Here is a 25900-nt window from a genome sequence, read left to right as displayed (position 1 = left end):
TGTGATCTTGTGCCAAAATCGCGACGAAGACCAGACTGCTCTAGCGCTTCCAGTTGCAGATGCCGCCGGAGCGGCACGGCCACGTCTGGATGCGCGTGTCCCTTGCCTGCGCTTCCAGCGGATTGCCGTGACGACGTGAGAGTTTGGTGCGCGCCGCACCGCGCGGCTGGGCGCTCCGGGCGTGGCCGACCTTGGGCTCGGCCACGTGCACGCGTTCAGCGGCGACCTTCTTTGGCACGTCGATCGGCTCGGCACGCGCCTGCGCCTCGTTGCCGCCGCGTGCCTCCAAAGCGACCGGCGCGAATTTCGTCTCCGGGCCGAGCCGCTTCGGCGACAGCACGGCCTTGGACAGATCGAGACTGAGATATTCGTCAGGCTTGTAGTCGTCAGCGCGCGCGATGCCCGCCCCTGCGAGCACGAGGGCCACGGCAATTGCAAAGGGAACGCTTTTCAGGACCACGGACGCCTCCTGAAATCGATTATGAAAGGGGCAATTTACCCGTATTTAGGAGGCGTCGCGCGCAATTCCAGCGGCCAATTGCCGCCGTGGTTAAGAAGTTTGGCGATGTCAGGCGACCTTTCGCGTCGTCCCTGTCCCATCCAGGAACCCGATCAGGCGGCTGCGGATGATGGTTTCCGCCTCGCTCATGATGCGGTCGACAAGTTCCTTGCAGGAGGGAATGTCGTGGATGAGGCCTGCGACCATGCCGCAGCTCCAGGCGCCCGCGTCCATCTGACCATCCAGCATGATCCTGGGATACACACCAGCGACCTGGTCGTGAATGTCGTCGATCGCGAGCTTGGCGCCCTTCTCGCGTTCGATCTCGAGCAGACGGTCGACATTGGCGTTCTTCAGGACGCGCTCGGTATTGCGTAGCGCCCGCATGATCAGGCGGGTGTCGAGCTCGGTGGCGGCGACCAGCGCATTCTTGACGTTCTGATGCACCGGCGCTTCCTTGGTGGCGATGAAGCGCGTGCCCATGTTCATGCCGGCTGCGCCCAGCGACAACGCCGCGACGAGGCTGCGCCCGTCGGCCATGCCGCCGGAGGCGACGAACGGGATCTTCAATTCTTCCGCAGCGCGCGGCAGCAGGATCATGTTGGGAATGTCGTCCTCGCCGGGATGGCCGCCACATTCAAACCCGTCGACGCTGACGGCGTCGCAGCCAATCCGCTCCGCTTTCAGGGAGTGGCGGACTGAAGTGCACTTATGGATGACCTTGATGCCGGCGGCCTTCAGCGCCGGCATGTACGCCTCCGGGCTCCGACCCGCAGTCTCAACCGCCTTGATGCCACCTTCGACGATGGCCGCGATGTATTCCGGATAAGGCGGCGCCGAGAAGGTCGGCAGGAAGGTGAGATTCACACCGAACGGCTTGTCGGTCATGTCGCGGCAGCGCGCGATCTCCTTGGCCAGCAGCTCGGGCGTCTTCTGCGTGAGCCCGGTGATGATGCCAAGCCCGCCGGCATTGGAGACGGCGGCAGCCAGCTCGGCAAAGCCGACGAAATGCATGCCGCCCTGGATGATCGGGTGCTCGATGCCGAACAGTTCGGTGATCGCGGTCTTCACTTAGTTCTCCTCCCGGAATTTTGCCTGATGTCAGGTTCAGTCTAGCCGCAGTCTCGTGCCGCGGTCACCATTTCTCTCTGATGGACGGAGGGCGCGTCAGTGCCCCCGCGCCGGCGCGCTCAAATCGATCCGGCGCAGCACGGCTGCGGTGGGAATCATCAGTATCGCGACGATGGCGAGCGTCCAGAACACGTCGATATAGGCGAGGAAGTCGACCTGCTGCTGCAAGGTCTTGCCGACCCACGCGACCGCCTGCGACGCGGCATCGCTTGCACTGGAGCCCTGCGCCTGGAAGTAGCGCGTCATCGCCTCGATGGTCTGCTGGTAACCGAGATCGGACGGCGCGGCATGCTCGATCAGGCGGCTCTGGTGGAATTGCTGGCGCTGCGCCAGAATGGTCTGCGCCAGCGCGACCCCCATGGAGCCGCCGATATTGCGGGCGACGTTGATCAGCGCCGAGGCTTGATTGGTCTTGTCCGGCGCGATGCCGTCATAGGAGGCGGTCGTCACCGGCAGGAACAGGAAAGGAAGACCGAGCGCGAGGAAGATGCGCGACAGCGCAGCGTAGCCGTAGGTGATGTCTCCGGTCAGCCCGGTGAGATGCCACATCGAGAACGCGGCGATGGCGGCGCCAAACATGATGAGATATTTCGGCTGCACGATGCCGACGAGGCGGCCCACCACCGGCATCAGCACCAGCGTCGCGACGCCGCCGGGCGACAGCGCGAGACCGGCCAGCATGGCCGTGTAGTTCAGCTCGGTCTGGAGCAGTTGCGGCAGGAGCTGCGTCGTCGAGATCAGCACCGCGCCGGTGCCGAGCATGACGAGGAAGCAGGCACCGAACTGGCGCCGGCCAAGCAGGCGAAGGTCGACGATGGGCTCCTCCCGCGTCAGCTCCCACGGAATCAGCGCGAGCAGCGAGACGGCCGCGAGCACCGCGAAGACGACGATCATGTTCGATCCGAACCAGTCATTGCGCTGGCCTTCGTCGAGCACGAATTCGAGCGAGCCGAGCCCGATCGCGACGAGGGCGAAACCGACATAGTCGACGCGCAGACCCTTGCTGAGCAGCTTCTCCCTCTCCTCCTCCGCGCCCGACGGCTCCTTGACCAGCGTGCCGACCAGGAACAACGACAGCAATCCCATGGGAACGTTGATCAGGAACACCCAGTGCCAGGTATACGTATCGGTAATCCAGCCGCCGAGCGTCGGGCCGATCACCGGCGCGACCACGACGGCGACGCCGTAGATGGCAAAGGCCTGGCCGCGCTTATGCGGTGGGAAGGAGTCGGCGAGGATCGCCTGCTCGCTGGTTGCCATGCCGCCGCCACCGAGGCCCTGCAAGATCCGGAACAAGACCAGCGACTGCAAATTCCAGGCGGAGCCGCACAGGAGCGACGCGATCGAGAACGTCGCGACGCACATCATGTAGAAGCGCTTGCGGCCGATCACGGTCGACAGCCAGCCCGAGATCGACAGCACGACGGCGTTGGCGACGAGATAGCTGGTGATGACGTAGGTACTCTCGTCGATGCCGACCGCGAGCCCGCCGGCGATGTGGCGCAACGCGACGTTGGCGATGGTGGTGTCGAGCACCTCCATGAAGGTCGCGATCGAGACCACGAAGGCGATCAGATAGGGATTGTGCCCACCCGCCGCCGAACGCTCCGGCGACCAGCCGCCGGCGGACGCGCCGCCTTGCGTGACGTCCGTCATCGCACCCTGGTCCAGGGCACGACCGACATGCCGGGACCAACAGGCAGATCGGGCGGCCAATTGTCGACCACGATCTTCACCGGCACGCGCTGTACCACCTTGACGTAGTTGCCGGTGGCATTCTCCGCCGGCAGCAGGCTGAACGCGGTGCCCGAGCCCGGCTGCACCGAATCGACGTGGCCGGTCAGCTTGCGGCCGGGATAGGCATCGATGCGGATCTCCACCGGCTGGCCCGGACGCATGTCGTTGAGCTGCGTCTCCTTGTAGTTGGCGACGATCCAGACCTCGTCGGGCACGAACATCATCAGGCTCTGGCCGGCGGTGACGAATGTGCCCTTGGCGCCGCTCAGCTTGACGACGCGGCCGGACTGCGCAGCAACGACGCTGGTATATTGCAGGTTCAGCTTGGCCTGATCGAGCTGCGTCTGCGATTGCTCCAGCTGCGCCTTGGCGCCTTCGCGCTGCGCTTGCAGCGATTTGATGCCGAGTTGTGCCGCCGTGACTGCCGTCCTCGCGCGCTCCGTGTTGGCTTGCTGGGCTTGAAGATCGGAACGGGTCTGCTGCTGGCGCTGCACGGTGCCGGCGCCCTTCTCGACCAGATCCTGCGCCCGCGCAAATTCTTCCTGCGAGAACTGAAGCTGGGCTTGCGCCTGCTCGAGCTGAGCCTGGGCCTGCTTGATCTGCTCCTCCTGCGAAACGATCTGCGCCTCGACATTGTCGATGTTAGCCTTGGAGACCGCGACCTGCGCGTTGGCCTGGTCGGCCGCGATCCGATAGTCGCGCTCGTCGATCTTGGCGAGCAGATCTCCTGCATTGACGTGCTGGTTATCCGTGACCGGAACGTCAGTCACGTAGCCACCCACCTTCGACGCCACGGAAAAGCTGCGCGCGGCGACGAAAGCGTCGTCGGTGGATTCGTAATGGCGGATCTCGAGCCAATAAAGCAGACCGCCGACAAGCGCCGCGATCAGCACAATGGCGCCGCCAGTTGCGAGCAGCCAATGCTCGCGAAGCCGCGCGCGCAACGGCGGCGCCGGCTTGTCCGACTGGTCTTTGACGTCGCGGGCTTGATCAGGATTCGTGGTCGGAGCTTCCTTCGCCCTCTGCGGCTGCTCCGCGGACGGCCCACGCTCCCGGGTTTGAGCATCCACGCTGAACACCTTTTCTCGGGACTACCGGCCGCGAGCCGATTGAGCCGAGCTCGCGCGCCGGGAGCCCAACCACAGCGCGGAAGCATGGTTCCGTCTTGCTGGAACGCCGCTGCCATTCGTGAACGCGGTGCTCAAAAAAAGCGCGGCGCCGGCGCGCCACGCTTCGATGGTCTTACGGGAAAGTACGCACCGCTAGTGCGTCTTGGTCTCGTGCCACTTCTCGAGGTCGGGCTTTACCTCTTTGTCCGAGACCTGTTCTTTCTCTGGATTGCCCTTCCAGGGCTTGTCCGTCTGTCTGTGCGAGCCCCAGTCGTTCCGATCCCGGGGATCGTCGGTGGGTCGTTCCTTGCTCATCGCATCGTCCTTTTGCTACACGAAGGGGACGCCGTAATAGGCATTGATACCGCGTACAGCAGCGTCATCGCCCCAGTTCCACTCGGTCTTTTCGCCGTATTTTGGAGCGCCTTCCAGATCCTTCGCGGTAATCGCGGTAACATAGCCGCCAAGCTCGGTGTCGTATTTCAGCGACTGCCAAGGCAATGGATAGTGGTCATTGCCGAGGCCGAGAAATCCGCCGAAGCCAAGCACTGCGTAAGAGACCTTGCCACTGATCTTGTCGATCATCACACGTTCAATCGAACCGATCTTGTTTCGATCGGCCCCATAGACCGATGTTCCCTCGACCTTGTCGCTCCCGATCAGGCGGCCCATCTCATTTCGGTCAAGTTCGCCCTGATTCAGCATCGTAATTCTCCACTCAGCCATCCGTGAATCAACCGCGAGGGGTCAGCGATCGTTCCGGCGCGTGTTCCGCAAGCGCCAAGGAACAGCGCCAAGGAACATCACCGTAAACAACAGGTTCTGAGGCTAATTGGGTTCGAACCTGGAGAGCCACGCGCAATGTCTCAGACCGTCTCCGACTTCATCGTTCAGCGCCTGCATCAATGGGGCGCGCGCCACATCTTCGGTTATCCCGGAGACGGCATCAACGGCGTGCTCGGCGCAATCAACCGGGCCGAAGGCAAGATGAATTTCGTGCAGGCGCGGCACGAGGAGATGGCGGCATTCATGAACAACATGGCCGAGCTGATCACGGCCACGAAATACTGGCGCTCGTGGCGGGACCCGCGCTTCATCGTCTGCGTCTTCAACAATGAAGACCTCAACCAGGTCACCTGGGAGCAGGCGCTGGCGAGCGATATGCCTGTCGTGCTGGAAGTGAAAACCGATCCCGAGGTGCCGCCGCTGCCGCCGCACATCACCTTGCAGCAGGCGAAGAACTTCTCGCTCGCCCTGATGAAGGGCGATCCGAACGAGAGCGGGATGATCAAGGGAGCTGCGCGGCAGGTGCTCGAATCGATTCGGCCCTGAAAGCAATGAGGTGAACCATGAGTGACTTCCGCGACATCCAGCACGGCGTCAACGACCCCGTCGACGGCGTCGACGTGAAGTGGCATTTCAACGACAACCGGACGCCGCATGAGCGGGCGCAGCGTCATGCCGACGTGCGCGCCGACGCCACCGCCGCGCCAGCCGAGGCGTTTCTGCCCGAGCGGCTTCGACGCAAGCCGACCGATCCCATCAATCCGCGCACGGGGCGCAATCCCACGGACTAGTCCGTTAGGAACCTCAGTCCTTGCGGCGTGTTGATCGGCGCAACATGGCGCGGCAAGTGGCCGCGACCAATTGGAGGGATCGGACCATGAAGCGAACCATCGTCGCCGTTGCTTGTGTGCTTCTGGCAGGCCCCGCATTGGCCCAATCGCTGGGCGAGAAGACCGGCGTCAATTCGGCGCTCGGCGTCGCGCCAACGACCGCCGACTTCGTCAAGGAGGTCGCCATCAGCGACATGTTCGAGATCGAGTCGAGCAAGCTCGCCGAGCAGAAGGGCAATGCGCAGGAGAAATCCTTCGCCCAGCAGATGGTGTCCGATCACACCAAGACCAGCGGCGAGCTGAAGGGACTGGTCGGCAACGGCAAGGTGCAGGCGACGCCGCCGACGGCGCTCGACAGCTCGCACCAAAGCAAGCTCGACAAGCTCAAGAGTGCGACCGGCAAGGACTTCAGCTCGGACTACAATTCCTACCAGGTCAGCGCCCATCAGGACGCCGTCTCCCTGTTCGACCGCTATGCCAAGGGCGGCGATAATGCCGCGCTGAAGGATTGGGCCGGCAAGACGCTGCCAGCGCTCAAGCACCATCTCGACATGGCCAAGGAGCTCGGTAAGGCGCCGAGCGTCGGTCAGTCCAAGTAGGTCTCGACCGGGGACGCCGACTCTGCCGGCGTCCTCCTCGTCTCAGCAACGATGCCCTTCTCCGCACGTTGGATCACAGAATCGCGGAGATCCTCATGGCGCAGCAAGACAAGACCTCGATATCCCGCCGGCACGTCGTCCACGCCGCGAGTCAACGTTCGCGGCGGCTTCGCTGGCCGCCTCGACGGCTAAAGGAGATACGTCCATGGCTGAGCACGACCTGATCAATCCCGTCAGCCGCTATCCGAAGCCGCCGTTCAAGAAGCAGGCACAGCCCTGGCCGGGCCTTGCGGGCAAGATGGAGCCGCGGCCGGATCATGGCGAGACCAGCTACAAGGGCTCCGGCCGGCTCGCCGGCCGCAAGGCATTGATCACCGGCGGCGATTCCGGCATGGGCCGCGCCGCCGCGATCGCCTATGCGCGCGAAGGCGCCGATGTCGCCATCAACTATCTGCCGGCGGAAGAGCCCGATGCGCAGGAAGTGATCGCGCTGATCAGGAAGGAAGGGCGCATCGGACTCGCGATCCCCGGCGACCTCAACGACGAGGCCTTCTGCAAGCAGCTGGTCGAGCAGGCCGTGCAAGGCCTCGGCGGGCTCGACATCATCGTCAACAACGCAGCGCGGCAGCAGACGCGCGCCTCCATCCTCGACGTCTCGTCGGAGGATTTCGACGCCACCATGAAGACGAACGTCTACGCGCCGTTCTGGATCATCAAGGCAGCGCTGCCGCATCTCAAGCCGGGGTCCTGCATCATCGGCACGACCTCCGAGCAGGCTTACGATCCCTCGCCGGATCTCTATGATTATGCGCAGACCAAGGCGGCGACGATGAACTATGTGAAGTCGCTGGCCAAGCAGCTCGCCTCCAAGGGCATCCGCGTCAATGGCGTCGCGCCCGGACCGATCTGGACGCCGCTCCAGGTCTCCGGCGGCGCCACGATGGAGAAGCTGGAAAAGTTCGGCGGCATGACACCGCTCGGTCGTCCCGGCCAGCCGGTCGAGCTGGCATCGATCTACGTGCAGCTTGCAGCGGCTGACGCAAGCTATGCGACTGGGCAAGTGTACGGCTCCGCCGGCGGAGCCGGACAGCCATAGTCGCGGCGCCGCCGGCTGATACCACGCGATTGAAACAGGAACATTCTTTGTCTCCGAGTTTTACAAAACTGACATGGAGGACTTCTCGCCGGCGGACCGATGGCGCTCGTAGCAATCAAACCCACCCGGATCGACGCGGCGATCGCGAACGAGATCGCGCACAACACCACTTCGGGGCTCGAGCATGTCGCCCAGACATTGACCTGGGGTGCCGACGAGCATGTGCTCGTCGCGCTCGCCACGGCAGGATGGCTCTACACCCGGCTACAGCAACCACAGAAGCGTCGCATCGCCGATCACTTACTGATGGTATCGCTGGCGACGCCCGTGCTGCCGCATGCGCTGAAATCCTTGTTTGATCAGACGAGGCCGGACCGGCTGACGGTTAGCGGCCACCGGCGCGGGATTCCCTATTCGGGGCGCCCGCGCGATGCGTTTCCCTCAGGTCACGCCGTGCACATGGGCGCCCTCGCCTCGGCCGCCGGCCTGTTGCCGCCGGTCCCGCGCCGCTTGGTGCGCTGCCTTGCCGTGGCCTTGTCGTTGACGCGCGTCGTGGTGCTTGCACATTGGGCCAGCGACGTGGTGGCGGGCTTCACCCTTGGCGTCGTCGTCGAGCGATTATTCAGGCCGTTCACACTGGCAAAGTCACGGCAGCAGCGGCCTCCAGCCTCGCGGGTACGGCCATGACGGAATATCTCGTGCGCTTCGTCGCCGGCGGCCTGATCGTCTCCGTGTTCGCGATCGTCGGCGACATGCTGCGGCCGAAGAGCTTTGCCGGGCTTCTCGGTGCGGCGCCGTCGGTCGCACTCGCCACGCTTGGCATCGCAGTCGTTCAGCACGGCCCGCAATATGCCGCGGCCGACAGCTGGACCATGATCTACGGCGCGGTCGCCCTCGGCTGCTACAGCCTCGCCGTCTGCCACCTCCTGATGAGATTTCGTCTCGCGACGCTGCCGGCCACCATCCTCGCATTTGCGGTTTGGCTCGTGGTCGCCTTCGGCTTGCTTGCCGGGTTCGGAGGCGCCGCCTGATGCTGGTCAAGCTGTCATCATCCGCGCTGAAGCAGACGCATTGGTATGAATACGCGGTGCGTTTCGTGCTGGGCGGCCTTGCGACGGTAGCGGCGGGCCTGATCGGCAGCCATTTTGGCGTTGCCATCGGCGGCCTCTTTCTCGCGCTTCCCGCCATCCTCTGCGCCAGCGCGACGTTGATCGAGCGCCATGAACGCCGCGCCAAGGAAAAAGCCAGCCTCAGCGGGCGAAGACGCGGGCAGCAGGCTGCAGCGTTGGACGCGGCGGGCGCCGGCCTCGGAAGTATTGGCCTCGCAGCATTCGCAGCGGTCTTCTACGCCGTGGTGCCGGCGAGCATCACCGGGGCATTCGCCGCCGCCATCCTGGCCTGGGCCATGGTGTCCGTGTCGGCGTGGTGGCTGAGGCGCAAGCTTCGCGTCACCTCGGGCCGCCGGCAGCCCGAACGCGGGGCGCGATCAGCGAGGGGTTGGAGTTTCTTGCCGTAGCATCAGGAAATCGTACATCTCGGCGGCAATCTGAAGCTGTTCGAGACGCGCAACAACGCAATCGCGTTGCTGCCCGTCCGGCAGCCTCGCCATCTCGCGCTCGAGCCGCAGCCTCTGCGCCTCGAGCCGTTGCTCAAATGTGTGTGGTTCAGAGCGTCTTCGCATTTTCCGTCCTTGGTGGCTGCAGGCCTGGGCTGTTCACCAGCGCTCCACCTCCTCGATCACCTTCTGATGGCTGGGGCGCACTGGCTTCGATGCTTCTGCCTCTTCGGAAAGCTTGCGGGGCAACTTGACGTCGTCTGTCATCGCCTCTCTCCCTTCGCAGGGGGAAATGCGCCAGCGCACGACTGGTTTCAATATTAACTTATTGATTTTACTTGCTATTCTTAGTCATTTGGTGATTATTTCAACTCTTGTGGAACTCCCGCCAAATTCGTCGATTGAGTAAAATACTCAACTTGCTCAATTTGCGTGTTCGACCATGAACGACCTTCGCGCCGAGCGCCTTCAGGTTATGCTCTCGCCGGAAGAATTGGCCGCCATCGATGATTTCCGGTTCAAGCATCGCATGCCGACACGGGCGGCAGCTGTCCGCGAACTCCTCAAGTTCGGGCTCGCCGCCGTGGGCGTCGATGCGGCAGCCGGCGTGAAGTCGAGCAGCTTCGGGGTCTTTGGCCGCGGACCTGACGGACATACTCAGGGCGATCCCGACGACGGGACCGAGAACTAATCCATAGGACGGTCCAAAAACAAACGACCCGGCACGGGGGGTGCCAGGGCCGTCCTTGGAGATTGCTTCCGGCGCACCGGGGGCATGACAACCGGAAGCAACCCGTCGAACTCTTCGCGCGGGAATTCGTTCCTCGTAAAGCGCTAACCCGTAGCGTCGCTCGAACCGTCCGGCATCGCGCCGGAGCCTGGCGTCTTACTATCATCGCTCAGCTTGGGATCGCGTGTCGCCTCCCGCGACGGCGAACCTTTGGGATCCGTCTTGTGCACGGACTGCGCACGCCGCTTGTCGCGCGGCTGCTCCTCCGCCCGCTTGTCCTTGACGATGCCGTGATCGGAATGGGCCATGATCTGCTCTCGCCTCTCTTGATGTTTCGCAGCGGTTACGCGCTGGCACGTCGATTGTTCCGGGCGAGAGAACCCCGACGCTAGCTGTGTGCCGCGTGGACCGCAGCCGATGCATTTTCCAGATGCACCTGCCGCACCGTCGTTACCGTCGCGAAGGCGACCGAAACGCCAAAAGCGAGAATCAGTGAAAGAAGAGCCAGACGTGGAGTCATGGCGAAACCTCCTTCTGGAATCGAAAATCAACGCGATCGACTGTTCACGGATGATCCTGGATTGGTCTCTTGCATTCCGTGCGCGGTCTCACACACGGCCTCACGAGGACGACTATCTGTCCTGTTTTTGAGGGATATGGATCGTCACGGGCGGGATTTCTCCATCGAGCCAATCCTGTTCCGTCGCAAGCGCCGTCCAGGCGTCCGCCATGCGCGAATAGCGCCTGTAAGCGGGCTTCCCTTCCGCGCGCTCGGCGAGCTGAAGACAGTTGTCGGCGTTATCTCTGAAAATGTCAGACTGTTTCATGCCGGAAGACGTGGGGACGGAACTCTCGGGTCGCAATGCCCTTACCGGATCGTAACGTTCGGGGAACTTCGCACGTCATCCGTCATTGATATCGATGCGAGTTCTCGTCGCCATAGTCCTGGTGTTCATCAGCACTGCGGCGCCTGCCGACAGTACTGGCGAGCGAAACCTTGGCGACCGCATGCCGAGCGCAACCGACGTCATCGGCGGCCTCTACGCCTTCAGTCGCTTCCAACAGGGTCTGCTGGAGAGCACCGACCTGAAGGGCAACACGGAGGTCAAGAATCTCGCCGCGCTGCGGGCCGAAGAAGCGGCCAAGCGCGACAAGGCGCTGAAACGAATTCAAGAGACGATCGGTGCGGAGCCGCACGTCAACAAGGCGACGTCGGCAAGCGCGAGCCTCATCGAACCCGAAACTTCGGACGGACCGACTTACGTCAGAAGCTTTTATGCCTCGCAGATTCCCGAATATGACGCGGCCATCAACCTGCTTGAACGCTACCTGAAGGCGCCCGACAATGCTGCGCTTGCAGCGTTCGCGCGCGAGCAGCTCCCGATGCTGCGGGCGCAGGTCAAGGCTGCCGAGCGCACCATGGCGGACAAGTAGCCTTTACTTGTCATTCGGATGATGCTGCTGACTCTGCGGCCGCACGGTCCGGTCGCTCTCAGGCATTCTGTCCCGGCCTGCATCGCCATTGTCATCCTTGCCGCCCGAGGTCGAGGTGCCGCTGCCGCTCGGGTTCGATCGGGTCGCCGTTCCCGTGGTGGACGGATCCGCGCGAGGCGTGGCCCGAGGCCAAATTCTTTGGAACTTGCGTGGAACCAGTCCGATTGTTTGCGGTTAGTACAACCGGGCTGAGCAAAGCAGGTTCCATTTCCCTGCGCCGCAACCTTGGCGCTTGATTTCGAATTTGGCTGACGCTCTATTTTGACCAAACGCGTCTTGCCTGGGATTCGGCCGACGCCTGCGGGGGAATCAGTATGAGCGACCTCGATCCCGGCACTGCATCACGCTCCGGTCGCCGCGTCCCAAAGCCAAAGCCCAACGGTACGTCGGAGCAGGATTCCCGGGCGGAATTGCTGCTTGCCTTGCAGGCGATGCGCAGCGGCGATTTCTCCGTGCGGATGAGTGGCGACTATCTCGGCATCGACGGCAAGATCGCCGACACTTTTAACGAAATCATCGCGGCCAACCAGCGCATGGCGCAGCAGCTCGAGCTGGTCGGCCAGGTGGTTGGCCGCGAGGGCAAGACCCGCCAGCGCGTGAAGTTCGGCCTCGCTTCGGGCTCATGGGCCGACATGGAAGGGTCCGTCAACACGCTGATCGACGACCTGTTGTGGCCGACCCGCGAAGTGACGCGTGCAGTCGCGGCGGTGGCGCAAGGCGACCTGCTCCAGACCGTCAAGCTCGACGTCGACGGCCGCCCCCTGCGCGGCGAGTTTTTGCAATCGGCGACCATCGTCAACACCATGATCAAGCAGCTCGGCGTGTTCACCTCCGAGGTGACGCGCGTGGCGCGCGAGGTCGGCACCGAAGGTAAGCTCGGCGGCCAGGCCCAGGTGCCTGAGGTGACCGGCGTCTGGAAGGACCTCACCGAGAGCGTCAACTCGATGGCGAACAACCTGACCAACCAGGTTCGCAACATCGCCGAGGTGACGATCGCGGTCGCCAATGGCGACCTGTCGAAGAAGATCACCGTCGACGTCCGCGGCGAGATCCTCCAGCTCAAGGAAGCCATCAACACGATGGTCGACCAGCTCCGCTCCTTCGCCTCCGAAGTGACGCGCGTGGCGCGTGAGGTCGGCACCGACGGCAAGCTCGGCGGCCAGGCGATCGTGCCCGGCGTCGCCGGCACCTGGAAGGACCTCACCGACAGCGTCAACGCGATGTGCGGCAACCTGACCGCACAGGTGCGCAACATCGCCAACGTGACCACCGCCGTGGCGCGCGGCGACCTCTCGCGCAAGATCACCGTGGACGTGCGCGGCGAGATTCTGGAGCTGAAGGACACCATCAACACCATGGTGGACCAGCTCAACTCGTTCGCTTCGGAAGTGACGCGCGTCGCGCGCGAGGTCGGCACCGAAGGCAAGCTCGGCGGCCAGGCCCAGGTGCCCGGCGTCGCCGGCACCTGGAAGGACCTCACCGACAACGTCAACTTCATGGCGTCGAACCTGACCGCGCAGGTCCGCAACATCGCCGACGTCGCCACTGCGATCGCCAGCGGCGACCTCTCGAAGAAGATCACCGTCAACGTCTCGGGCGAGATCCTTCAGCTGAAGGAGACGCTCAACACCATGGTCGACCAGCTCAACGCCTTCGCCGGCGAAGTGACGCGCGTCGCCCGCGAAGTCGGCACCGAGGGGCGGCTCGGCGGTCAGGCCAACGTGCTCGGCGTCGCCGGCACCTGGAAGGACCTGACCGAGAGCGTCAACTCGATGGCCTCGAACCTGACTGCGCAGGTCCGCAACATCGCGGAGGTGACGACGGCGGTCGCCGGCGGCGACCTGTCGAAGAAGATCACCGTGGACGTGCGCGGCGAGATCCTGGAGCTGAAGGACACCATCAACACCATGGTGGACCAGCTCAACGCCTTCGCCGGTGAAGTCACGCGTGTGGCGCGCGAGGTCGGCACCGAAGGCAAGCTGGGCGGCCAGGCCGTCGTGCGCGGCGTCGGCGGCACCTGGAAGGACCTCACCGACAGCGTCAATTCGATGGCCTCGAACCTGACCGGACAGGTCCGCAACATCGCCGAAGTCGCGACCGCGGTGGCGAAGGGCGATTTGTCGAAGAAGATCACGGTGAACGTCTCGGGCGAAATCCTTCAGTTGAAGGAAACGCTCAATACCATGGTGGACCAGCTCAATGCCTTCGCCGGCGAGGTGACGCGCGTGGCGCGCGAGGTCGGCACCGACGGCAAGCTCGGCGGCCAGGCCGGCGTGCCCGGCGTCGCCGGCACCTGGAAGGATCTGACCGATTCGGTGAACTCGATGGCGGGCAATTTGACCGCCCAGGTGCGCAACATTGCCGAAGTCGCGACCGCGATCGCCGGCGGCGACCTCTCGCGCAAGATCACCGTCGATGTGCGCGGCGAGATTCTCCAGCTCAAGGACACCCTGAACACGATGGTCGACCAGCTCAACCGCTTTGCGGGCGAGGTGACGCGCGTCGCGCGCGAGGTCGGCACCGAAGGCCGCCTCGGTGGTCAAGCCAACGTGCCCGGCGTGGCCGGCACCTGGAAGGACCTCACCGACAGCGTGAACTCGATGGCGGGCAACCTCACCGCCCAGGTCCGCAACATCGCCGAAGTCACCACCGCCGTCGCGCGTGGCGACTTGTCCCGCAAGATCACGGTGGACGTAAAGGGCGAAATCCTCGAGCTGAAGAACACCATCAACACCATGGTGGATCAGCTCAATGGCTTTGCCGGCGAAGTCACGCGCGTCGCCCGCGAGGTCGGCACCGAAGGCAAGCTCGGCGGTCAGGCCGAAGTGCCCGGCGTCGCCGGCACCTGGAAAGACCTCACCGACAACGTCAACTTCATGGCCTCCAACCTGACGGCCCAGGTCCGCAACATCGCCGAGGTCGCGACCGCGATCGCCGGCGGCGACCTCTCGAAGAAGATCACGGTGGACGTGCGCGGCGAAATCCTTCTCTTGAAGGACACGCTGAACACCATGGTCGAGCAGCTCCGCTCCTTCGCCGCCGAAGTCACGCGCGTGGCGCGCGAGGTCGGCACCGAGGGCCGGCTCGGCGGTCAGGCCGTCGTGCCCGGCGTCGGCGGCACCTGGAAGGACCTCACCGACAACGTCAACCTGCTCGCCGCGAACCTCACCACGCAGGTCCGCAACATCGCCGAAGTCACCACGGCGGTCGCGCGCGGCGACCTCTCGCGCAAGATCACCGTCGACGTGAAGGGCGAAATCCTGGAGCTGAAGAACACCATCAACACCATGGTGGACCAGCTCAACGCCTTCGCCGGCGAAGTCACGCGCGTGGCGCGCGAGGTCGGCACGGAAGGCAAGCTCGGCGGCCAGGCGCAGGTGCCCGGCGTTGCCGGCACCTGGAAGGACCTCACCGATACCGTGAACCTCATGGCTGCGAACCTGACCGAGCAGGTGCGCGGCATCGTCAAGGTCGTGACTGCGGTCGCCAACGGCGACCTCAAGCAGAACCTGACGATGAAATCGCGCGGCGAGGTCGCAGCCCTCGCCGACACCATCAACAACATGACCGAGACGCTCGCGACCTTCGCCGATCAGGTAACATCGGTGGCGCGCGAGGTCGGCGTCGAGGGCCGCCTCGGCGGCCAGGCCAACGTGCCCGGCGCCGCCGGCACCTGGAAGGACCTCACCGGCAACGTCAACCTGCTCGCGGCCAACCTGACCTCGCAGGTGCGCGCGATCGCGGAAGTCGCGACCGCCGTGACCAAAGGCGACCTGACGCGGTCGATCCAGGTCGATGCCCGCGGCGAAGTCTCGGAGCTGAAAGACAACATCAACACGATGATCACGAATCTCCGTCTGACAACGGACGTGAACACGGAGCAGGACTGGCTGAAGACCAACCTCGCGAAATTCACCAACATGCTCCAGGGCCAGCGCGATCTCACGACCGTCGGGCGGCTGCTGCTCACCGAATTGTCGCCGCTGGTGAACGCGCATACCGGCGTGATCTACCAGGTCGAGAACGAGGACAATTCCCAGCTCCTGCTGCTGGCGTCCTACGCCAGCGACGGCATCTATCCCTATCAGCGCGTGCTTCAGTTCGGCGAAGGCCTGATCGGCCAGTGCGCCCTCGACAAACGACCGCGCCTGGTCGCCGACATTCCATCCGACGTGGCGCCGATCAACTCGGCACTGCTCCGCGTCGCACCGAAGAACCTCGTGGTGCTGCCGGTGCTGTTCGAGGGCCAGGTCAAGGCCGTGATCGAGCTTGCATCGCTGATATCGTTCACGACGTCGCAGATGACGTTCCTGGAGCAGCTCACCGACTCCATCGGCATCGTGCTCAACTCGATCGAGGCGACGATGCAGACCGAAGGCCTGCTCGAGCAGTCGCAGCAGCTCGCCGGCGAGCTCCAGACCCAGCAGCGCGAATTGCAGCAGACCAACGACCAGCTTGAACAGAAGGCGCAGCAGCTTGCCGAGCGCAACGTCGAGGTCGAGCGCAAGAACCAGGAAATCGAGCAGGCCCGCCGCGCGCTGGAGGAAAAAGCGACCGAACTCGCACTGACATCGAAGTACAAGTCCGAATTCCTCGCCAATATGAGCCACGAGCTGCGTACGCCGCTGAATTCGATCCTGATCCTCGGACAGCAGCTCACCGACAATCCGGATGGCAACCTCTCGGCCAAGCAGGTTGAATTCGCCCGCACCATCCACGGCGCCGGCACCGACCTGCTCAATCTCATCAGCGACATTCTCGATCTCTCCAAGATCGAGTCCGGCACGGTGACGGTCGATGCCGAGGAAATCCTGACCGCGAACCTGCTCGAGACCGTCGGCCGACCGTTCCGGCACGAGGCGGACAACCGCAATCTGGCGTTCAAGATCGACATCGATCCGAACCTTCCGCGCAGCATCGTCACCGACTCCAAGCGCCTGCAACAGGTGCTGAAGAACCTGCTCTCCAACGCCTTCAAGTTCACCGCTGAGGGCGAGGTGCGGCTGAAGGTCGCCGGCGCGGTCGGCGGCTGGGGGACGGATCACCCGGTACTGAACTCCGCGCCGGCCGTGATCGCGTTCGAAGTGACCGATACCGGCATCGGCATTCCCCTGGAGAAGCAGAAACTGATCTTCGAAGCGTTCCAGCAGGCGGATGCCGGCACCAGCCGCAAATATGGCGGCACGGGCCTCGGGCTTGCGATCAGCCGCGAGCTCGCAAGCCTGCTCGGCGGCGAAATCCACCTGAGCAGCTCGCCGGGCAAGGGCTCGTCGTTCACGCTTTACCTGCCGTTGAAATATTCCGGCCCGACGCTCGCACCGCGCGCGGCGCCTGCGCCACAGCAATACAGCCAACCGCCGGCGCTGCAGCCGGCCGCGCCCGACCAGCAGCGCGTCATCGAGCAGCTTCCCGACGACCGGCTCAACCTTGAGCCCGGCGACACCATCCTCCTCATTGTGGAGGACGATCCGCACTATGCGCGCGTGCTCGTCGATCTTGCCCGCGACAAGGGCTTCAAGGTCCTGGTTGCGGCCCGCGGCGCCGAAGCGCTGGAGCTCGCCAAGCAGTACCAGCCGACGGCCGTCTCTCTCGACGTGTTCCTGCCGGACATGCTGGGCTGGACCGTGCTGAGCCAACTCAAGCACAATCCTCTGACCCGCCACATTCCCGTGCAGATCATCACGCTCGACGAGGACCGCCAGCACGCGTTGGCGCGCGGTGCGTTCTCCTTCGTCAACAAGCCGACGACGACCGAAGGCGTCTCCGCCGCGCTGACGCAGATCAAGGAATATGCGCGGCCGCGGCGTAAGCGACTCCTGATCGTCGAGGACAACGAGGCCGAGCAACTCTCGATCCGCGAGCTGCTGCACCACGACGACATCGAGATCGTGACGACGGATACCGGTGCCGGCGCGCTCTCGACACTGCGCGAGCAGCCTTGCGATTGCGTGGTGCTCGACCTGCGGCTGCCCGACATGAGCGGCTTCGAGGTGCTCGACGAGATCCGCAACGACGAGGCGCTGTCGAACGTCCCGGTCGTAGTGTTCACCGGCCGCGAGCTTTCGGCGGAAGAGGATGCGGAACTCCACACCATGGCGCGCAGCATCGTGGTCAAGGGGGTGGAATCGCCGGAGCGCCTGCTCGACGAGACTGCGCTGTTCCTGCACCGCGTCATCACGGAACTACCGCTCGAGAAGCAGCGCATGCTGGAGAAGCTGAACAGTTCCGACGAGGACCTGATCGGCAAGACGGCCCTGCTCGTCGACGACGACGCCCGGAACATATTCGCGCTGTCAAGCGTGCTGGAACGACGCGGCATGAAGGTGCTGACGGCCACGACCGGGAGCGAGGCGGTCACGCTGGTCGAATCCAATCCGGAAATCGCCATCGTGCTGATGGACATCATGATGCCGCAGATGGATGGCTATCAGACCATGGGTGTGATCCGCGAGAACCCGGCCTTCGCGCGGCTACCGATCATCGCGCTGACCGCCAAGGCGATGAAGGGCGACCGTGAAAAATGCCTGGAAGCCGGCGCGTCCGACTACCTCGCCAAACCCGTCAACACCGATCAATTGCTGCTTGCGATCCGCATGTGGCTGCACCGCTGAGTTGGATCCGCGAATGGACCAAGAGAAGGTCAACATCCTGCTCGTCGACGACCAGCCAGCCAAGCTGCTGGCCTATGAGGTGATCCTGAAGGATCTCGGCGAGAACCTCGTGATCGCCTCGTCTGGACGCGAAGCGCTGGAGGTTCTGCTCAAGACCGAGATCGCGGTCATCCTGGTCGACGTCTGCATGCCCGAGCTCGACGGCTTCGAGCTCGCCGCGATGATCCGCGAGCATCCGCGCTTCCAGAAGACCGCAATGATCTTCATCTCGGCGATTCAGGTGAGCGATATCGACCGGTTGCGCGGCTACGAGATGGGCGCGGTCGACTACGTTCCGGTGCCCGTCGTGCCGGAGGTGCTGCGCGCCAAGATCAAGGTGTTCTCCGAGCTCTATCGCAAGACCCGCGAGCTCGAACGACTGAACCAGGAGCTCGAGGACCGCGTCCGCGCACGCACCGCCGAGCTGGAAAATTCCACCGCCAAGCTTCGCGAAAGCGAGCAGCGGCGCAGCATGGCGATCGCCGCCGGCAAGATGGGCTCATGGGATTGGGACTGGATCACCGGCGACTGGATGTGGGACGAGGGGCAATATCGCATCTTTGGGGTCAGCCCGGAGAGCTTCGAGGTCAACCCGGCCAACGTTCAGGCGCTATTGCATACCGACGACGTCGATCAGTTGCGCAAGGCGATCGCCGAGTTCAACAAGGGCGCACGCGCCTACGAAACGGAATTCCGCATCGTGCGGCCCGACGGTGATGTGCGCTGGTGCGTCGGCACCGCGGCGGCAACGGTCGACGAGAGTGGTCGCGTGGTTCGCGTCAGCGGCGTCACCGTCGACATCACCGAACGCAAGCGTGCCGAGGAGCGGCAAAATCTCCTCGCGCGGGAAGTCGATCATCGCGCCAAGAATGCGCTGGCGCTGGCGCAATCGATCGTGCGCCTCACCCGCGCCGACGAGGTCAAGGCCTATGTCAATGCTGTCGAGGGGCGCATCAATGCGCTCGCGCGCGTGCATACCATCCTGTCGCTGTCGAGTTGGCAGGGCGCCGAGCTCTCCAAGCTGATCGACGAGGAGCTTGCGCCCTATTCGCTAGGCGGCCAGATCAAGCTTGCCGGGCCCGAGGTTCAGTTGCTGCCGGCGACCGCCCAGACGCTGGCGCTGGCGCTGCACGAGCTCTTCACCAATTCGGCCAAGTATGGCGCACTGTCGACGCGATCCGGTCGGCTCATGATCGGTTGGCAGACCGAGGACGACCGCCTCACGCTGACCTGGGAGGAATCCGGCGGCCCGCTGGTCAGGACGCCGAAATCCCGCGGCTTCGGCACGCGGAGTCTGCTTGCAAGCGTCGAGTCCCAGCTTGGCGGACAGGCGCAATTCGATTGGCGCGCCGAGGGCTTGTTGTGCCGCCTGCAGGTGCCCTTGACACGCAAGCCGGTGGCGACGACGGCACCCGGCAAATTCGATGCCGCCGCCGCGGCCGAATTGCAGCGCGCATCCGGTTAGAGCGTTTTCCAGCGAAGTGGTGACCGGTTCGCGTCAAGAAAACGCGTCAAGCGAAGAATCGAGAGCTACCGCAATCGGAACGGAAGCTCTAGCCGGACGCCGCGCTCGTGATGCGCTGCTCCGTCCGGGGGTCGCGCGCGACGCGTCCTTCGAGCCAAGCCTCCGTTCGAGCGAGATCGCGTAGCGCCTTCGCATAGCGGCGAGCCGCGCTTCGTTCCGCGCCGCGCGGGAGCTTGCGCGCCTTGCGCAGGATGTCCGCGGCCGCGTTGCGATAGGCCAGCGAGCGGTACAGAAAGACTACCTTGCCCATATCGATATTCCCGTGTTGATGGCGCTCATCTTCGCAAGCCGGGCATGAACGTCGGATGAAGCTGGCGATGACAATTCCTTCATCCTGATGGAACCAATGACGATCGCGCGCGTTTGCCTGCCAGATCGGGACATAGTTCCATGCGCGCGAAAAAGTCGTCGAACCTGATCTCTCCCACCGGCCTTATCAAGCTGATGACACATGCGATGATGGGGGCAGCCCTCGGCCTCGCGTTCAGCCTCGCACTCATCCTGACCAATCCAGCCGTCGCCAACCTGCTGAGCCATGGCGGAAGCCAAGCCGCTATAGTCTTCGCTCTCACGCTGGTGACGACCTTCGCGATCGGCGCGACGCTCACTGGCATCGTGTTCATCCTCGAAGAGAACAAGCAATCTTGAAGCGTGCGCGACGCGTGGAGAAGCTTTGTTGGGAACTCCTGCGAGGAACGGCCGTTGGCCGCCTGCGTCAATTTAACCCAGGGAGTTCCCCCATATGAAGACAGTCAAGCTCGTCCTCACCGCAATGTTGGCAACCGGCCTCGCCGCCGCACCGTTCGCCGTGCAGGCGAAGTCGCACAAGGCCAAACATGGCTCCTCGATGTCGTCGTCGCAGACCACGGGCGCGAATACCAAGTCCTCCAAGGGTGCCGATCCCTCCGGTCAGGGCGGCTCTGGCCCCGGCTCCGATCAGGGCGGCACGATGACGAACAAGGGCGGCATGAGCAACACCAAGTGAGCTCTGCCCGGCAAGGTGAGAGTCCCGCGTTCAGCGTGGGGCTCTTCACTCGAGGACGACGACGATTCATCCTGTCCCCGTCGCGCTCCAAAGCGCGATGAGATTTGGATGAATCGTCATTGCGCTTTAGGTTATTTTTTGAGCATGATCTTATCGGAAGACCGCTGCACATTTTGCGCAAACGCGGCTCTTCGGCTCCGGATCATGCTCTAGCGCCACATGGTCGGCACGCTGACCAGCGCATCGCGCGACCGGCCTGCTTCAACTCCTCCAGGGAATAGCGATCGGCGCGCAAGGCCTCGCGCAGTTTCGCGGCAATGCGGCGGCGTGTCACCACGTCGGATGAGGGAACGTTGACGCAGACCTCGTCCAGCACCGCCCGCAGCAAGGCGGCCAGTTCGGCGTCCGACGGCATCGACAATCTCCAGCATGTCGCTTGCGCGCACGCCTTAGCTGCGTCGGATGTCAGTGATGTTGAGACAGCTTGCCGCGGAATTCGTCTTAGCGAGATGCTCGAGCTGCGCCCGCTTGCGCGCGATCAGGAGTTGGGCCGCAGCGTCGTCGAGGCCCTCGCGCTGCAATTGCCGGATGGCGGAGCTCAGTTCGAGAATCTCGGCGCGCAATTTCAGGATCCGGTCGTTGTCCGGGTCTTCCTCCACCGCGCGGCCCCCAATGTCTCAGCGGCGGGCCAACACGCGCGCCGGCTTGTCGACATTCACGGAGCGAAGACGCATCCGGTCGCGGACGTCGGGCAGGACATCGCCGCCCCCGGCCGACTTCCATTCGTCGATGAGCAGGTTGATCTTCCGGCGCAGATTGATCTGCGCCAGAGCTTGTTCGCTGCAGTCGCAATCGCCGTTGACGAGAGCGCGCACAGACGCCTCGACATCGGCCAGTTCGAGCCTCAAGGCGCTGATTTTACGCCGAATTTCATTAATTCTGTTGTCCATGGCTTGTTAGAACAAAATAAGAACATATAGTCAAGCCAGATTTCAAGGACGGAGGAGCGACATGCAGGTCCAGGCCAAATACGACGCCAGGGTTTTCCTTGGCGAGCAGATGACACGGGCGCAGGGATTGAGGTTGAAGCGGCTGAGCGAAGAGGCCTATCAGCCGGCGCAATATGCGCGAGATCTGTCCTCTGCCGAGGCTGCGCGGCGCATTCAGGTACTGGAGGCGGAGATCGAGCTGGCGAATTCGTTCTGAGCTGCCTTCACCGCCCGGAACATTGCAGGCGTGCTGCCGGAACCATGCCAGTGTCGAATGGTTCTCCCTCCGCCAAGGGAGAACAGGCATGGCACGCAAGGCAAAGAAGCGCCGCTACTCACGCAGCTCCGGCAGCGATGTCGAAAGCGAGATGCGGCGTTACAAGAAAGGTACCGCGAAGAGCGGACGTGGCGGTCGCGGCGGACGCGTGAAGAGCCGCAAGCAGGCTATCGCGATCGGGCTGTCGAAGGCCCGCAAGAAGGGCAAGAAGGTCCCGAAGAAGGCCTCCAAGCGGAAGACGTCGAAGAAGAAGACGTCCAGGAAATCTTCCAAGAAATCTTCCAAGAAATCGTCGAAGCGCAAATCCAGCAAGCGATCGCGCTGACCCCAGTCAGATCATGCTGCCCGGCATGAAGCAGCGGATCGAAATCCCGAACGCAGTTTTCACCGGCCACACCATGGTGCGGCCGGCGCGGTTCGGCTCGGTGATGACGGCTTCATCCGGCACCTCGACCCATTGCCCGTCCAACCGAACACGATAGTGCCCGTTGTGCGATTCCCAATCGGGATCGGAGACAGCAAAGCCATCCGCATCCGAGCAGCACGGACCGAGGTGGCTGCGCAGACTGTCGAACCATGGCTTCAGGGGCGAGTTCGCATAGCGGCCATCGTCGCGCCCGAAGGCGTTTCCAGCCGGCAGCACGAACAACGCCACGAGCAGCGTACTCATCAGCGAGAGCTTCAATCGATCCATGTCGGCACCGATCAATGTGAACCAGCGGCCAGTTCCACAAAGCGGCCGGAGGTTCGAAGGTTCCACGCTCGCGAGCCCACTCCGCGGCTGCACTGCCGCCGAGCAGATGCCCGACCAGAAAGTGTGATGACCGAACACGGCTTTTTCGGACGAACCGGGTCACCCTCCCTGCCGTTAACGAGAATGTTATCGGGTGACCTGTGGGTGCGAATGCGAAGGGCGGCCCGAGGGCCGCCTTTTTGAATTGTACCGATCGAGGTTCGCCTTACGCGAGTGGCACCGCGACGAACCGGGTGGCATCCGCGCTTCTGACCTGCAACAGCACGCTGCGCTTGCCGGACGATTTGGCCTGCGCCAGCTCCGAGCGCACATCGCCGACATTGCTGACAGCCTTGCCACCGACATTGAGGATGACGTCACCGATCTTGATGCCGCGCTGCGCGGCCGGCCCTTCCGGATCAACCTCGGTGACGACGACACCCTTCTGGCCGGCGCCCTGCACATCGCCGGCCGGAGCCAGACCAAGCCCGAGGCGCGGCATGCCGGCGCCGGGCTGCACCTTGCCGTCATAGGCCTTGCCCTGAGCCTGCCGTTCGTTCGGCAGTTCGCCGAGCGCCAGCGTCACCGTCTTGCTCTCGCCGTTGTGGAAGACGTCGAGCTTGACTGAGCTGCCGGGCGCCAGGGTGGCGATGGTGCGGGCGAGATCGCGGAAATCCTTCACTGCCGTGCCGTTGACGGCGGTGATGACGTCGCCCGCCTCGATGCCGGCCTTCGCCGCCGGGCTGTCGGGTTGCGGATTGTCGACGATCGCGCCGCGCGCCTGCTTCAGGCCGAGGCTGTCGGCGATATCCGACGTCACCGGCTGCACCTGCACGCCGAGCCAGCCGCGGGTGACCGCGCCCTTGTCCTTCAACTGCGCCACCACCAGTTTTGCGGTCGTGGCCGGAATGTCGAAGCCGATACCGACCGAGCCGCCGGAGGGCGAGAAGATCGCGGTGTTCACGCCGATCACGTTGCCGTTGATGTCGAAAGCGGGACCGCCGGAATTGCCCTTGTTGATCGGCGCGTCGATCTGGATGAAGTCGTCATAAGGACCATTGCCGATGTCACGGCCGCTGGCCGAGACGATGCCGGCGGTGACGGTGCCGCCGAGCCCGAAGGGATTGCCGACCGCGACCACCCAATCGCCGATGCGCGGCTTCTGGTCGGAGAATTTGACGAACGGAAAATCCTTCTTGCCGTCGACCTTGATCAGCGCGAGATCGGTCTTCGGGTCGGTGCCGACGACCCTCGCGGTGTAGGTCGTGCCGTCGTCCATGGTCACCTGCACGGACTCGGCGTGATCGACGACGTGGTTGTTGGTCACGGCATAGCCGTCGGCGGAGATGAAGAAGCCCGAGCCCTCGCCGGTGATCATCTGGTGGCGCTGACGGGGCATGCCGTTCATGCCATCGGGGAAGCGGAAGCCGAACTGTCGCGAGAACTGGTCGAACGGCGAGTCTTCGTCCGAATCCATCCGGTTCTGCTGCAGCATCGCGCTCTTGTCGCTGTCCTGGTCGATTCTGACCCGCACCGAGATGACGGCGGGTTTGACCTTGGCCACGAGATCGCCGAAGCCGGGCGGGGTCGCAGCCGTTTCGGTGGCCTGGGCCGACGCGACGAAGGAGGTCAGGCCGAATGGCGAAGCACCGGGAGCAGCCGCCAGCACGGCCGCGCCAAGCGCGGCTGCGGTGCCGAGCAGCGCGAGCCTGCGCGGCCTCAAGATCTTGCGGGACGTGGGGGTGTCGGAGTTGACGCGATCGTTCATGTCGAAATGTCCATGTTGAGCAGGTGTCGCCTTGCGCGTAACATGGGCGTTGCCACCTTACGGCGTCCCGTCCAGGCGATTAAATCTTGGCAAAGGATTGGGACCGGGCCCCGCGGCGAGTTCGTCGCTGCACATTGATGCAGCTCAACGCAGGTCCTTCGTGCAGTGAAAAACTGCGTCACCGGATGATGTTCATCGGAGGCGCGCCATGTACAAAGACATTCTCGTCCACATCCCGACTGAGCGTCCGATGCGTCCCGCGATCGATGGCTCGATCTCGCTCGCGGCGCGCCTCAACGCCCATCTCGACGCGGTCGCGGTCGGCTATATCGCAACCAGTGCGGCTTACGTCATGGAGGGTGGCGCCGCCGTGGCGGCCGTGTTCGAGCTAGAACGCGAGCGCGCAATGGAGCGGGCCGAGGCCGCGCTCGCAATATTCAGGAGCGAAGCGGCGAACGCGGGCATCTCCTACGCCTGCCACCCGCTCGGCGCGATCCCGATGGATGCAGCCGGCACGCTCGGCGAGATGGCGCGACTGCACGACCTCAGCATCGTGCTCCAGCCCGATCCGACGCAAGGCTCGTTCGACAACGACATGCCCGGCGAGATCCTGTTCCAGGCGGGCGGCCCGGTGCTGTTCCTGCCGTACACCTTCCGCGGGACCTTCAAGGCGAACCGGATCGGCATCTGCTGGGACGGCAGCCCCCTCGCTGCCCGCGCAATGCGCGACGCAGCCCCGTTCCTGGCCCGCGCCGAGGCAATCGTGATCATCACGATCAACGAAGCCGACGTGGCCTGCGGCGAAGCTTCAGCGACCAATCTGGCAAGACATCTCGGCCGGCGCGGGCTCTCGACCCGCACGGTCGGCCTGTCGGCCACGCGCGCCGACATCCAGCCCACGATCCTGTCTCTGGCGGCCGATGAGAGCCTCGATCTCCTGGTGATGGGCGGCTACGGCCATTCGCGATTGCAGGAGCGTTTTCTCGGCGGCGTCACCCGCGCCATGCTGGAGGCCATGACGGTTCCGACGCTGATGTCGCACTGAGCCGAGCCGGCCCGCCGCTGCTACGCCGCGGCAGGTGTCTTCAATGCCACGGCTTCAGCGACGTCCTCGCCGCCTTGTGCGTTGCACGCGTCGAAATGCGCCTTGAGCTCGACTTCCGCGAGATATTCGAAATGTTCGGCCTGGCCGAGGAGCTCCCAGTTCTGGAGCGGCCGGTAGGCGGCCTGCTGACGACAGAGGGACGCCAGCGCCCGGTAGCGACGTACGTTCTCCATGAGACCCTCCCTCGCATTCACAGGGCTTATTGCCCCGATTTGCGTCAGGCCGATGGCGGTGATGCAAAAGTTTTGCTGCGCCCGCCGCGGCGCCGACTTCGGCTAGTTCTAGCAAATGCCCAAGGAAGC

Annotated in this window: 32 protein-coding genes; 16 read left to right on the top strand and 16 right to left on the bottom strand. The window is 63.9% G+C overall.

Annotated features, from left to right (window positions below; genetic code table 11):
• Positions 1–40: 40 nt before the first annotated feature.
• From ACSKB8_RS43930 to ACSKB8_RS43905, 6 genes are all read right to left on the bottom strand, one after another.
• The gene (locus ACSKB8_RS43930) at positions 41–460 is read right to left on the bottom strand and encodes a hypothetical protein (RefSeq protein WP_438111684.1); all 420 of its coding nucleotides are present in this window, start codon (positions 458–460) and stop codon (positions 41–43) included.
• Between the two features lie 108 nt (positions 461–568).
• Positions 569–1570 (bottom strand): NAD(P)H-dependent flavin oxidoreductase, encoded by a 1002-nt coding sequence (locus tag ACSKB8_RS43925; RefSeq protein ID WP_438111683.1) that lies wholly within the window; start codon positions 1568–1570, stop codon positions 569–571.
• Positions 1571–1666: 96 nt separating this feature from the next.
• Complete coding sequence (locus tag ACSKB8_RS43920; protein ID WP_438111682.1) at positions 1667–3286, bottom strand: DHA2 family efflux MFS transporter permease subunit; 1620 nt, start codon at positions 3284–3286, stop codon at positions 1667–1669.
• Positions 3283–4437 carry an HlyD family secretion protein gene (locus tag ACSKB8_RS43915; protein WP_438111681.1) on the bottom strand — a complete coding sequence of 385 codons (1155 nt, stop codon included), beginning with the start codon at positions 4435–4437 and terminating at the stop codon, positions 3283–3285. Before ACSKB8_RS43915 ends, ACSKB8_RS43920 begins: the two co-directional genes overlap by 4 nt.
• A gap of 192 nt (positions 4438–4629) precedes the next feature.
• On the bottom strand, positions 4630–4791 hold the full coding sequence (locus ACSKB8_RS43910; RefSeq protein ID WP_165405280.1) for a hypothetical protein: 162 nt from the start codon (positions 4789–4791) through the stop codon (positions 4630–4632).
• A gap of 15 nt (positions 4792–4806) precedes the next feature.
• Entirely contained in the window at positions 4807–5181 is a 375-nt protein-coding gene (locus tag ACSKB8_RS43905; protein WP_438111679.1) for a PRC-barrel domain-containing protein, read from the bottom strand.
• Positions 5182–5337: 156 nt separating this feature from the next.
• Here ACSKB8_RS43905 and ACSKB8_RS43900 point away from each other — a divergent pair, with 156 nt between their 5' ends.
• The 8 genes from ACSKB8_RS43900 (at position 5338) to ACSKB8_RS43865 (ending at position 10033) form a co-directional block, all read left to right on the top strand.
• Positions 5338–5808, top strand: a complete 471-nt coding sequence (locus tag ACSKB8_RS43900) for a thiamine pyrophosphate-binding protein (protein ID WP_438111677.1) — start codon at positions 5338–5340, stop codon at positions 5806–5808.
• Between the two features lie 17 nt (positions 5809–5825).
• Entirely contained in the window at positions 5826–6053 is a 228-nt protein-coding gene (locus ACSKB8_RS43895; protein WP_438111675.1) for a hypothetical protein, read from the top strand.
• Positions 6054–6139: 86 nt separating this feature from the next.
• Positions 6140–6691, top strand: coding sequence for a DUF4142 domain-containing protein (locus ACSKB8_RS43890; RefSeq protein ID WP_438111673.1), 552 nt, complete (start codon positions 6140–6142; stop codon positions 6689–6691).
• Between the two features lie 205 nt (positions 6692–6896).
• The gene (locus ACSKB8_RS43885) at positions 6897–7787 is read left to right on the top strand and encodes an SDR family oxidoreductase (RefSeq protein WP_438111671.1); all 891 of its coding nucleotides are present in this window, start codon (positions 6897–6899) and stop codon (positions 7785–7787) included.
• A gap of 99 nt (positions 7788–7886) precedes the next feature.
• Positions 7887–8474 (top strand): phosphatase PAP2 family protein, encoded by a 588-nt coding sequence (locus ACSKB8_RS43880; protein WP_438111669.1) that lies wholly within the window; start codon positions 7887–7889, stop codon positions 8472–8474.
• Positions 8471–8818, top strand: coding sequence for a DUF3147 family protein (locus ACSKB8_RS43875; protein ID WP_091892467.1), 348 nt, complete (start codon positions 8471–8473; stop codon positions 8816–8818). Before ACSKB8_RS43880 ends, ACSKB8_RS43875 begins: the two co-directional genes overlap by 4 nt.
• The gene (locus tag ACSKB8_RS43870) at positions 8818–9303 is read left to right on the top strand and encodes a hypothetical protein (RefSeq protein ID WP_438111667.1); all 486 of its coding nucleotides are present in this window, start codon (positions 8818–8820) and stop codon (positions 9301–9303) included. The genes ACSKB8_RS43875 and ACSKB8_RS43870 overlap by 1 nt, the downstream gene beginning before the upstream one ends.
• Positions 9304–9784: 481 nt before the next feature.
• The gene (locus tag ACSKB8_RS43865) at positions 9785–10033 is read left to right on the top strand and encodes a hypothetical protein (RefSeq protein ID WP_438111665.1); all 249 of its coding nucleotides are present in this window, start codon (positions 9785–9787) and stop codon (positions 10031–10033) included.
• A 143-nt stretch (positions 10034–10176) separates the two neighbouring features.
• Here ACSKB8_RS43865 and ACSKB8_RS43860 read toward each other — a convergent pair whose 3' ends face one another.
• The 3 genes from ACSKB8_RS43860 to ACSKB8_RS43850 form a co-directional block, all read right to left on the bottom strand.
• The gene (locus ACSKB8_RS43860; protein ID WP_128935339.1) at positions 10177–10380 is read right to left on the bottom strand and encodes a hypothetical protein; all 204 of its coding nucleotides are present in this window, start codon (positions 10378–10380) and stop codon (positions 10177–10179) included.
• An 80-nt stretch (positions 10381–10460) separates the two neighbouring features.
• Complete coding sequence (locus ACSKB8_RS43855) at positions 10461–10592, bottom strand: hypothetical protein (RefSeq protein WP_283806538.1); 132 nt, start codon at positions 10590–10592, stop codon at positions 10461–10463.
• Between the two features lie 112 nt (positions 10593–10704).
• Complete coding sequence (locus ACSKB8_RS43850) at positions 10705–10899, bottom strand: hypothetical protein (RefSeq protein WP_091892476.1); 195 nt, start codon at positions 10897–10899, stop codon at positions 10705–10707.
• A 94-nt stretch (positions 10900–10993) separates the two neighbouring features.
• On the opposite strand from ACSKB8_RS43850, the gene ACSKB8_RS43845 reads away from it, so the two are divergent.
• The 3 genes from ACSKB8_RS43845 to ACSKB8_RS43835 all read left to right on the top strand — a co-directional run bounded on the left by ACSKB8_RS43845 (position 10994) and on the right by ACSKB8_RS43835 (position 19681).
• On the top strand, positions 10994–11506 hold the full coding sequence (locus ACSKB8_RS43845) for a DUF4142 domain-containing protein (protein WP_438111663.1): 513 nt from the start codon (positions 10994–10996) through the stop codon (positions 11504–11506).
• A 374-nt stretch (positions 11507–11880) separates the two neighbouring features.
• Positions 11881–18177 carry a HAMP domain-containing protein gene (locus ACSKB8_RS43840; protein ID WP_438111661.1) on the top strand — a complete coding sequence of 2099 codons (6297 nt, stop codon included), beginning with the start codon at positions 11881–11883 and terminating at the stop codon, positions 18175–18177.
• A gap of 13 nt (positions 18178–18190) precedes the next feature.
• The gene (locus ACSKB8_RS43835) at positions 18191–19681 is read left to right on the top strand and encodes an HWE histidine kinase domain-containing protein (protein WP_370984916.1); all 1491 of its coding nucleotides are present in this window, start codon (positions 18191–18193) and stop codon (positions 19679–19681) included.
• Between the two features lie 88 nt (positions 19682–19769).
• Here the strand turns inward: ACSKB8_RS43835 and ACSKB8_RS43830 are convergent, their stop codons facing one another.
• Positions 19770–19991, bottom strand: a complete 222-nt coding sequence (locus tag ACSKB8_RS43830) for a hypothetical protein (protein WP_438111659.1) — start codon at positions 19989–19991, stop codon at positions 19770–19772.
• Positions 19992–20131: 140 nt separating this feature from the next.
• Here ACSKB8_RS43830 and ACSKB8_RS43825 point away from each other — a divergent pair, with 140 nt between their 5' ends.
• Together ACSKB8_RS43825 and ACSKB8_RS43820 are read left to right on the top strand one after the other, a co-directional pair.
• Positions 20132–20389, top strand: a complete 258-nt coding sequence (locus ACSKB8_RS43825) for a hypothetical protein (RefSeq protein ID WP_091892489.1) — start codon at positions 20132–20134, stop codon at positions 20387–20389.
• Positions 20390–20483: 94 nt separating this feature from the next.
• On the top strand, positions 20484–20726 hold the full coding sequence (locus tag ACSKB8_RS43820; RefSeq protein WP_128939542.1) for a hypothetical protein: 243 nt from the start codon (positions 20484–20486) through the stop codon (positions 20724–20726).
• Between the two features lie 202 nt (positions 20727–20928).
• On the opposite strand, the gene ACSKB8_RS43815 is transcribed toward ACSKB8_RS43820, so the two are convergent.
• Genes ACSKB8_RS43815 through ACSKB8_RS43805 form a run of 3 tightly spaced genes read right to left on the bottom strand, consistent with a single transcriptional unit; the run spans position 20929 to position 21622 of the window.
• Positions 20929–21141: a hypothetical protein gene (locus ACSKB8_RS43815; protein WP_438111657.1), complete on the bottom strand. Its 213-nt coding sequence runs from the start codon at positions 21139–21141 to the stop codon at positions 20929–20931.
• A 34-nt stretch (positions 21142–21175) separates the two neighbouring features.
• Complete coding sequence (locus ACSKB8_RS43810; RefSeq protein WP_438111655.1) at positions 21176–21385, bottom strand: hypothetical protein; 210 nt, start codon at positions 21383–21385, stop codon at positions 21176–21178.
• Between the two features lie 18 nt (positions 21386–21403).
• A complete protein-coding gene (locus tag ACSKB8_RS43805) occupies positions 21404–21622 on the bottom strand; it encodes a hypothetical protein (protein ID WP_438111796.1) in 219 nt (72 codons plus the stop codon).
• A gap of 115 nt (positions 21623–21737) precedes the next feature.
• On the opposite strand from ACSKB8_RS43805, the gene ACSKB8_RS43800 reads away from it, so the two are divergent.
• Positions 21738–21932 carry a DUF3072 domain-containing protein gene (locus ACSKB8_RS43800; RefSeq protein ID WP_128935346.1) on the top strand — a complete coding sequence of 65 codons (195 nt, stop codon included), beginning with the start codon at positions 21738–21740 and terminating at the stop codon, positions 21930–21932.
• Between the two features lie 88 nt (positions 21933–22020).
• Positions 22021–22317 carry a DUF6496 domain-containing protein gene (locus ACSKB8_RS43795; RefSeq protein ID WP_128935347.1) on the top strand — a complete coding sequence of 99 codons (297 nt, stop codon included), beginning with the start codon at positions 22021–22023 and terminating at the stop codon, positions 22315–22317.
• A 6-nt stretch (positions 22318–22323) separates the two neighbouring features.
• Here the strand turns inward: ACSKB8_RS43795 and ACSKB8_RS43790 are convergent, their stop codons facing one another.
• Together ACSKB8_RS43790 and ACSKB8_RS43785 are read right to left on the bottom strand one after the other, a co-directional pair.
• Positions 22324–22686, bottom strand: coding sequence for a hypothetical protein (locus ACSKB8_RS43790; RefSeq protein WP_438111654.1), 363 nt, complete (start codon positions 22684–22686; stop codon positions 22324–22326).
• Between the two features lie 265 nt (positions 22687–22951).
• Positions 22952–24493: a Do family serine endopeptidase gene (locus tag ACSKB8_RS43785; protein WP_438111652.1), complete on the bottom strand. Its 1542-nt coding sequence runs from the start codon at positions 24491–24493 to the stop codon at positions 22952–22954.
• A 208-nt stretch (positions 24494–24701) separates the two neighbouring features.
• Here ACSKB8_RS43785 and ACSKB8_RS43780 point away from each other — a divergent pair, with 208 nt between their 5' ends.
• A complete protein-coding gene (locus ACSKB8_RS43780) occupies positions 24702–25538 on the top strand; it encodes a universal stress protein (RefSeq protein WP_438111650.1) in 837 nt (278 codons plus the stop codon).
• A 20-nt stretch (positions 25539–25558) separates the two neighbouring features.
• On the opposite strand, the gene ACSKB8_RS43775 is transcribed toward ACSKB8_RS43780, so the two are convergent.
• Positions 25559–25771 carry a hypothetical protein gene (locus tag ACSKB8_RS43775; protein ID WP_091892637.1) on the bottom strand — a complete coding sequence of 71 codons (213 nt, stop codon included), beginning with the start codon at positions 25769–25771 and terminating at the stop codon, positions 25559–25561.
• Positions 25772–25900: the final 129 nt, after the last annotated feature.

It is taken from the genome of Bradyrhizobium sp. BR 1432, assembly GCF_051547705.1.
Classification (GTDB): Bacteria; Pseudomonadota; Alphaproteobacteria; order Rhizobiales; family Xanthobacteraceae; genus Bradyrhizobium; species Bradyrhizobium zhanjiangense.
This window is presented reverse-complemented; position numbering and strand designations above follow the sequence as displayed.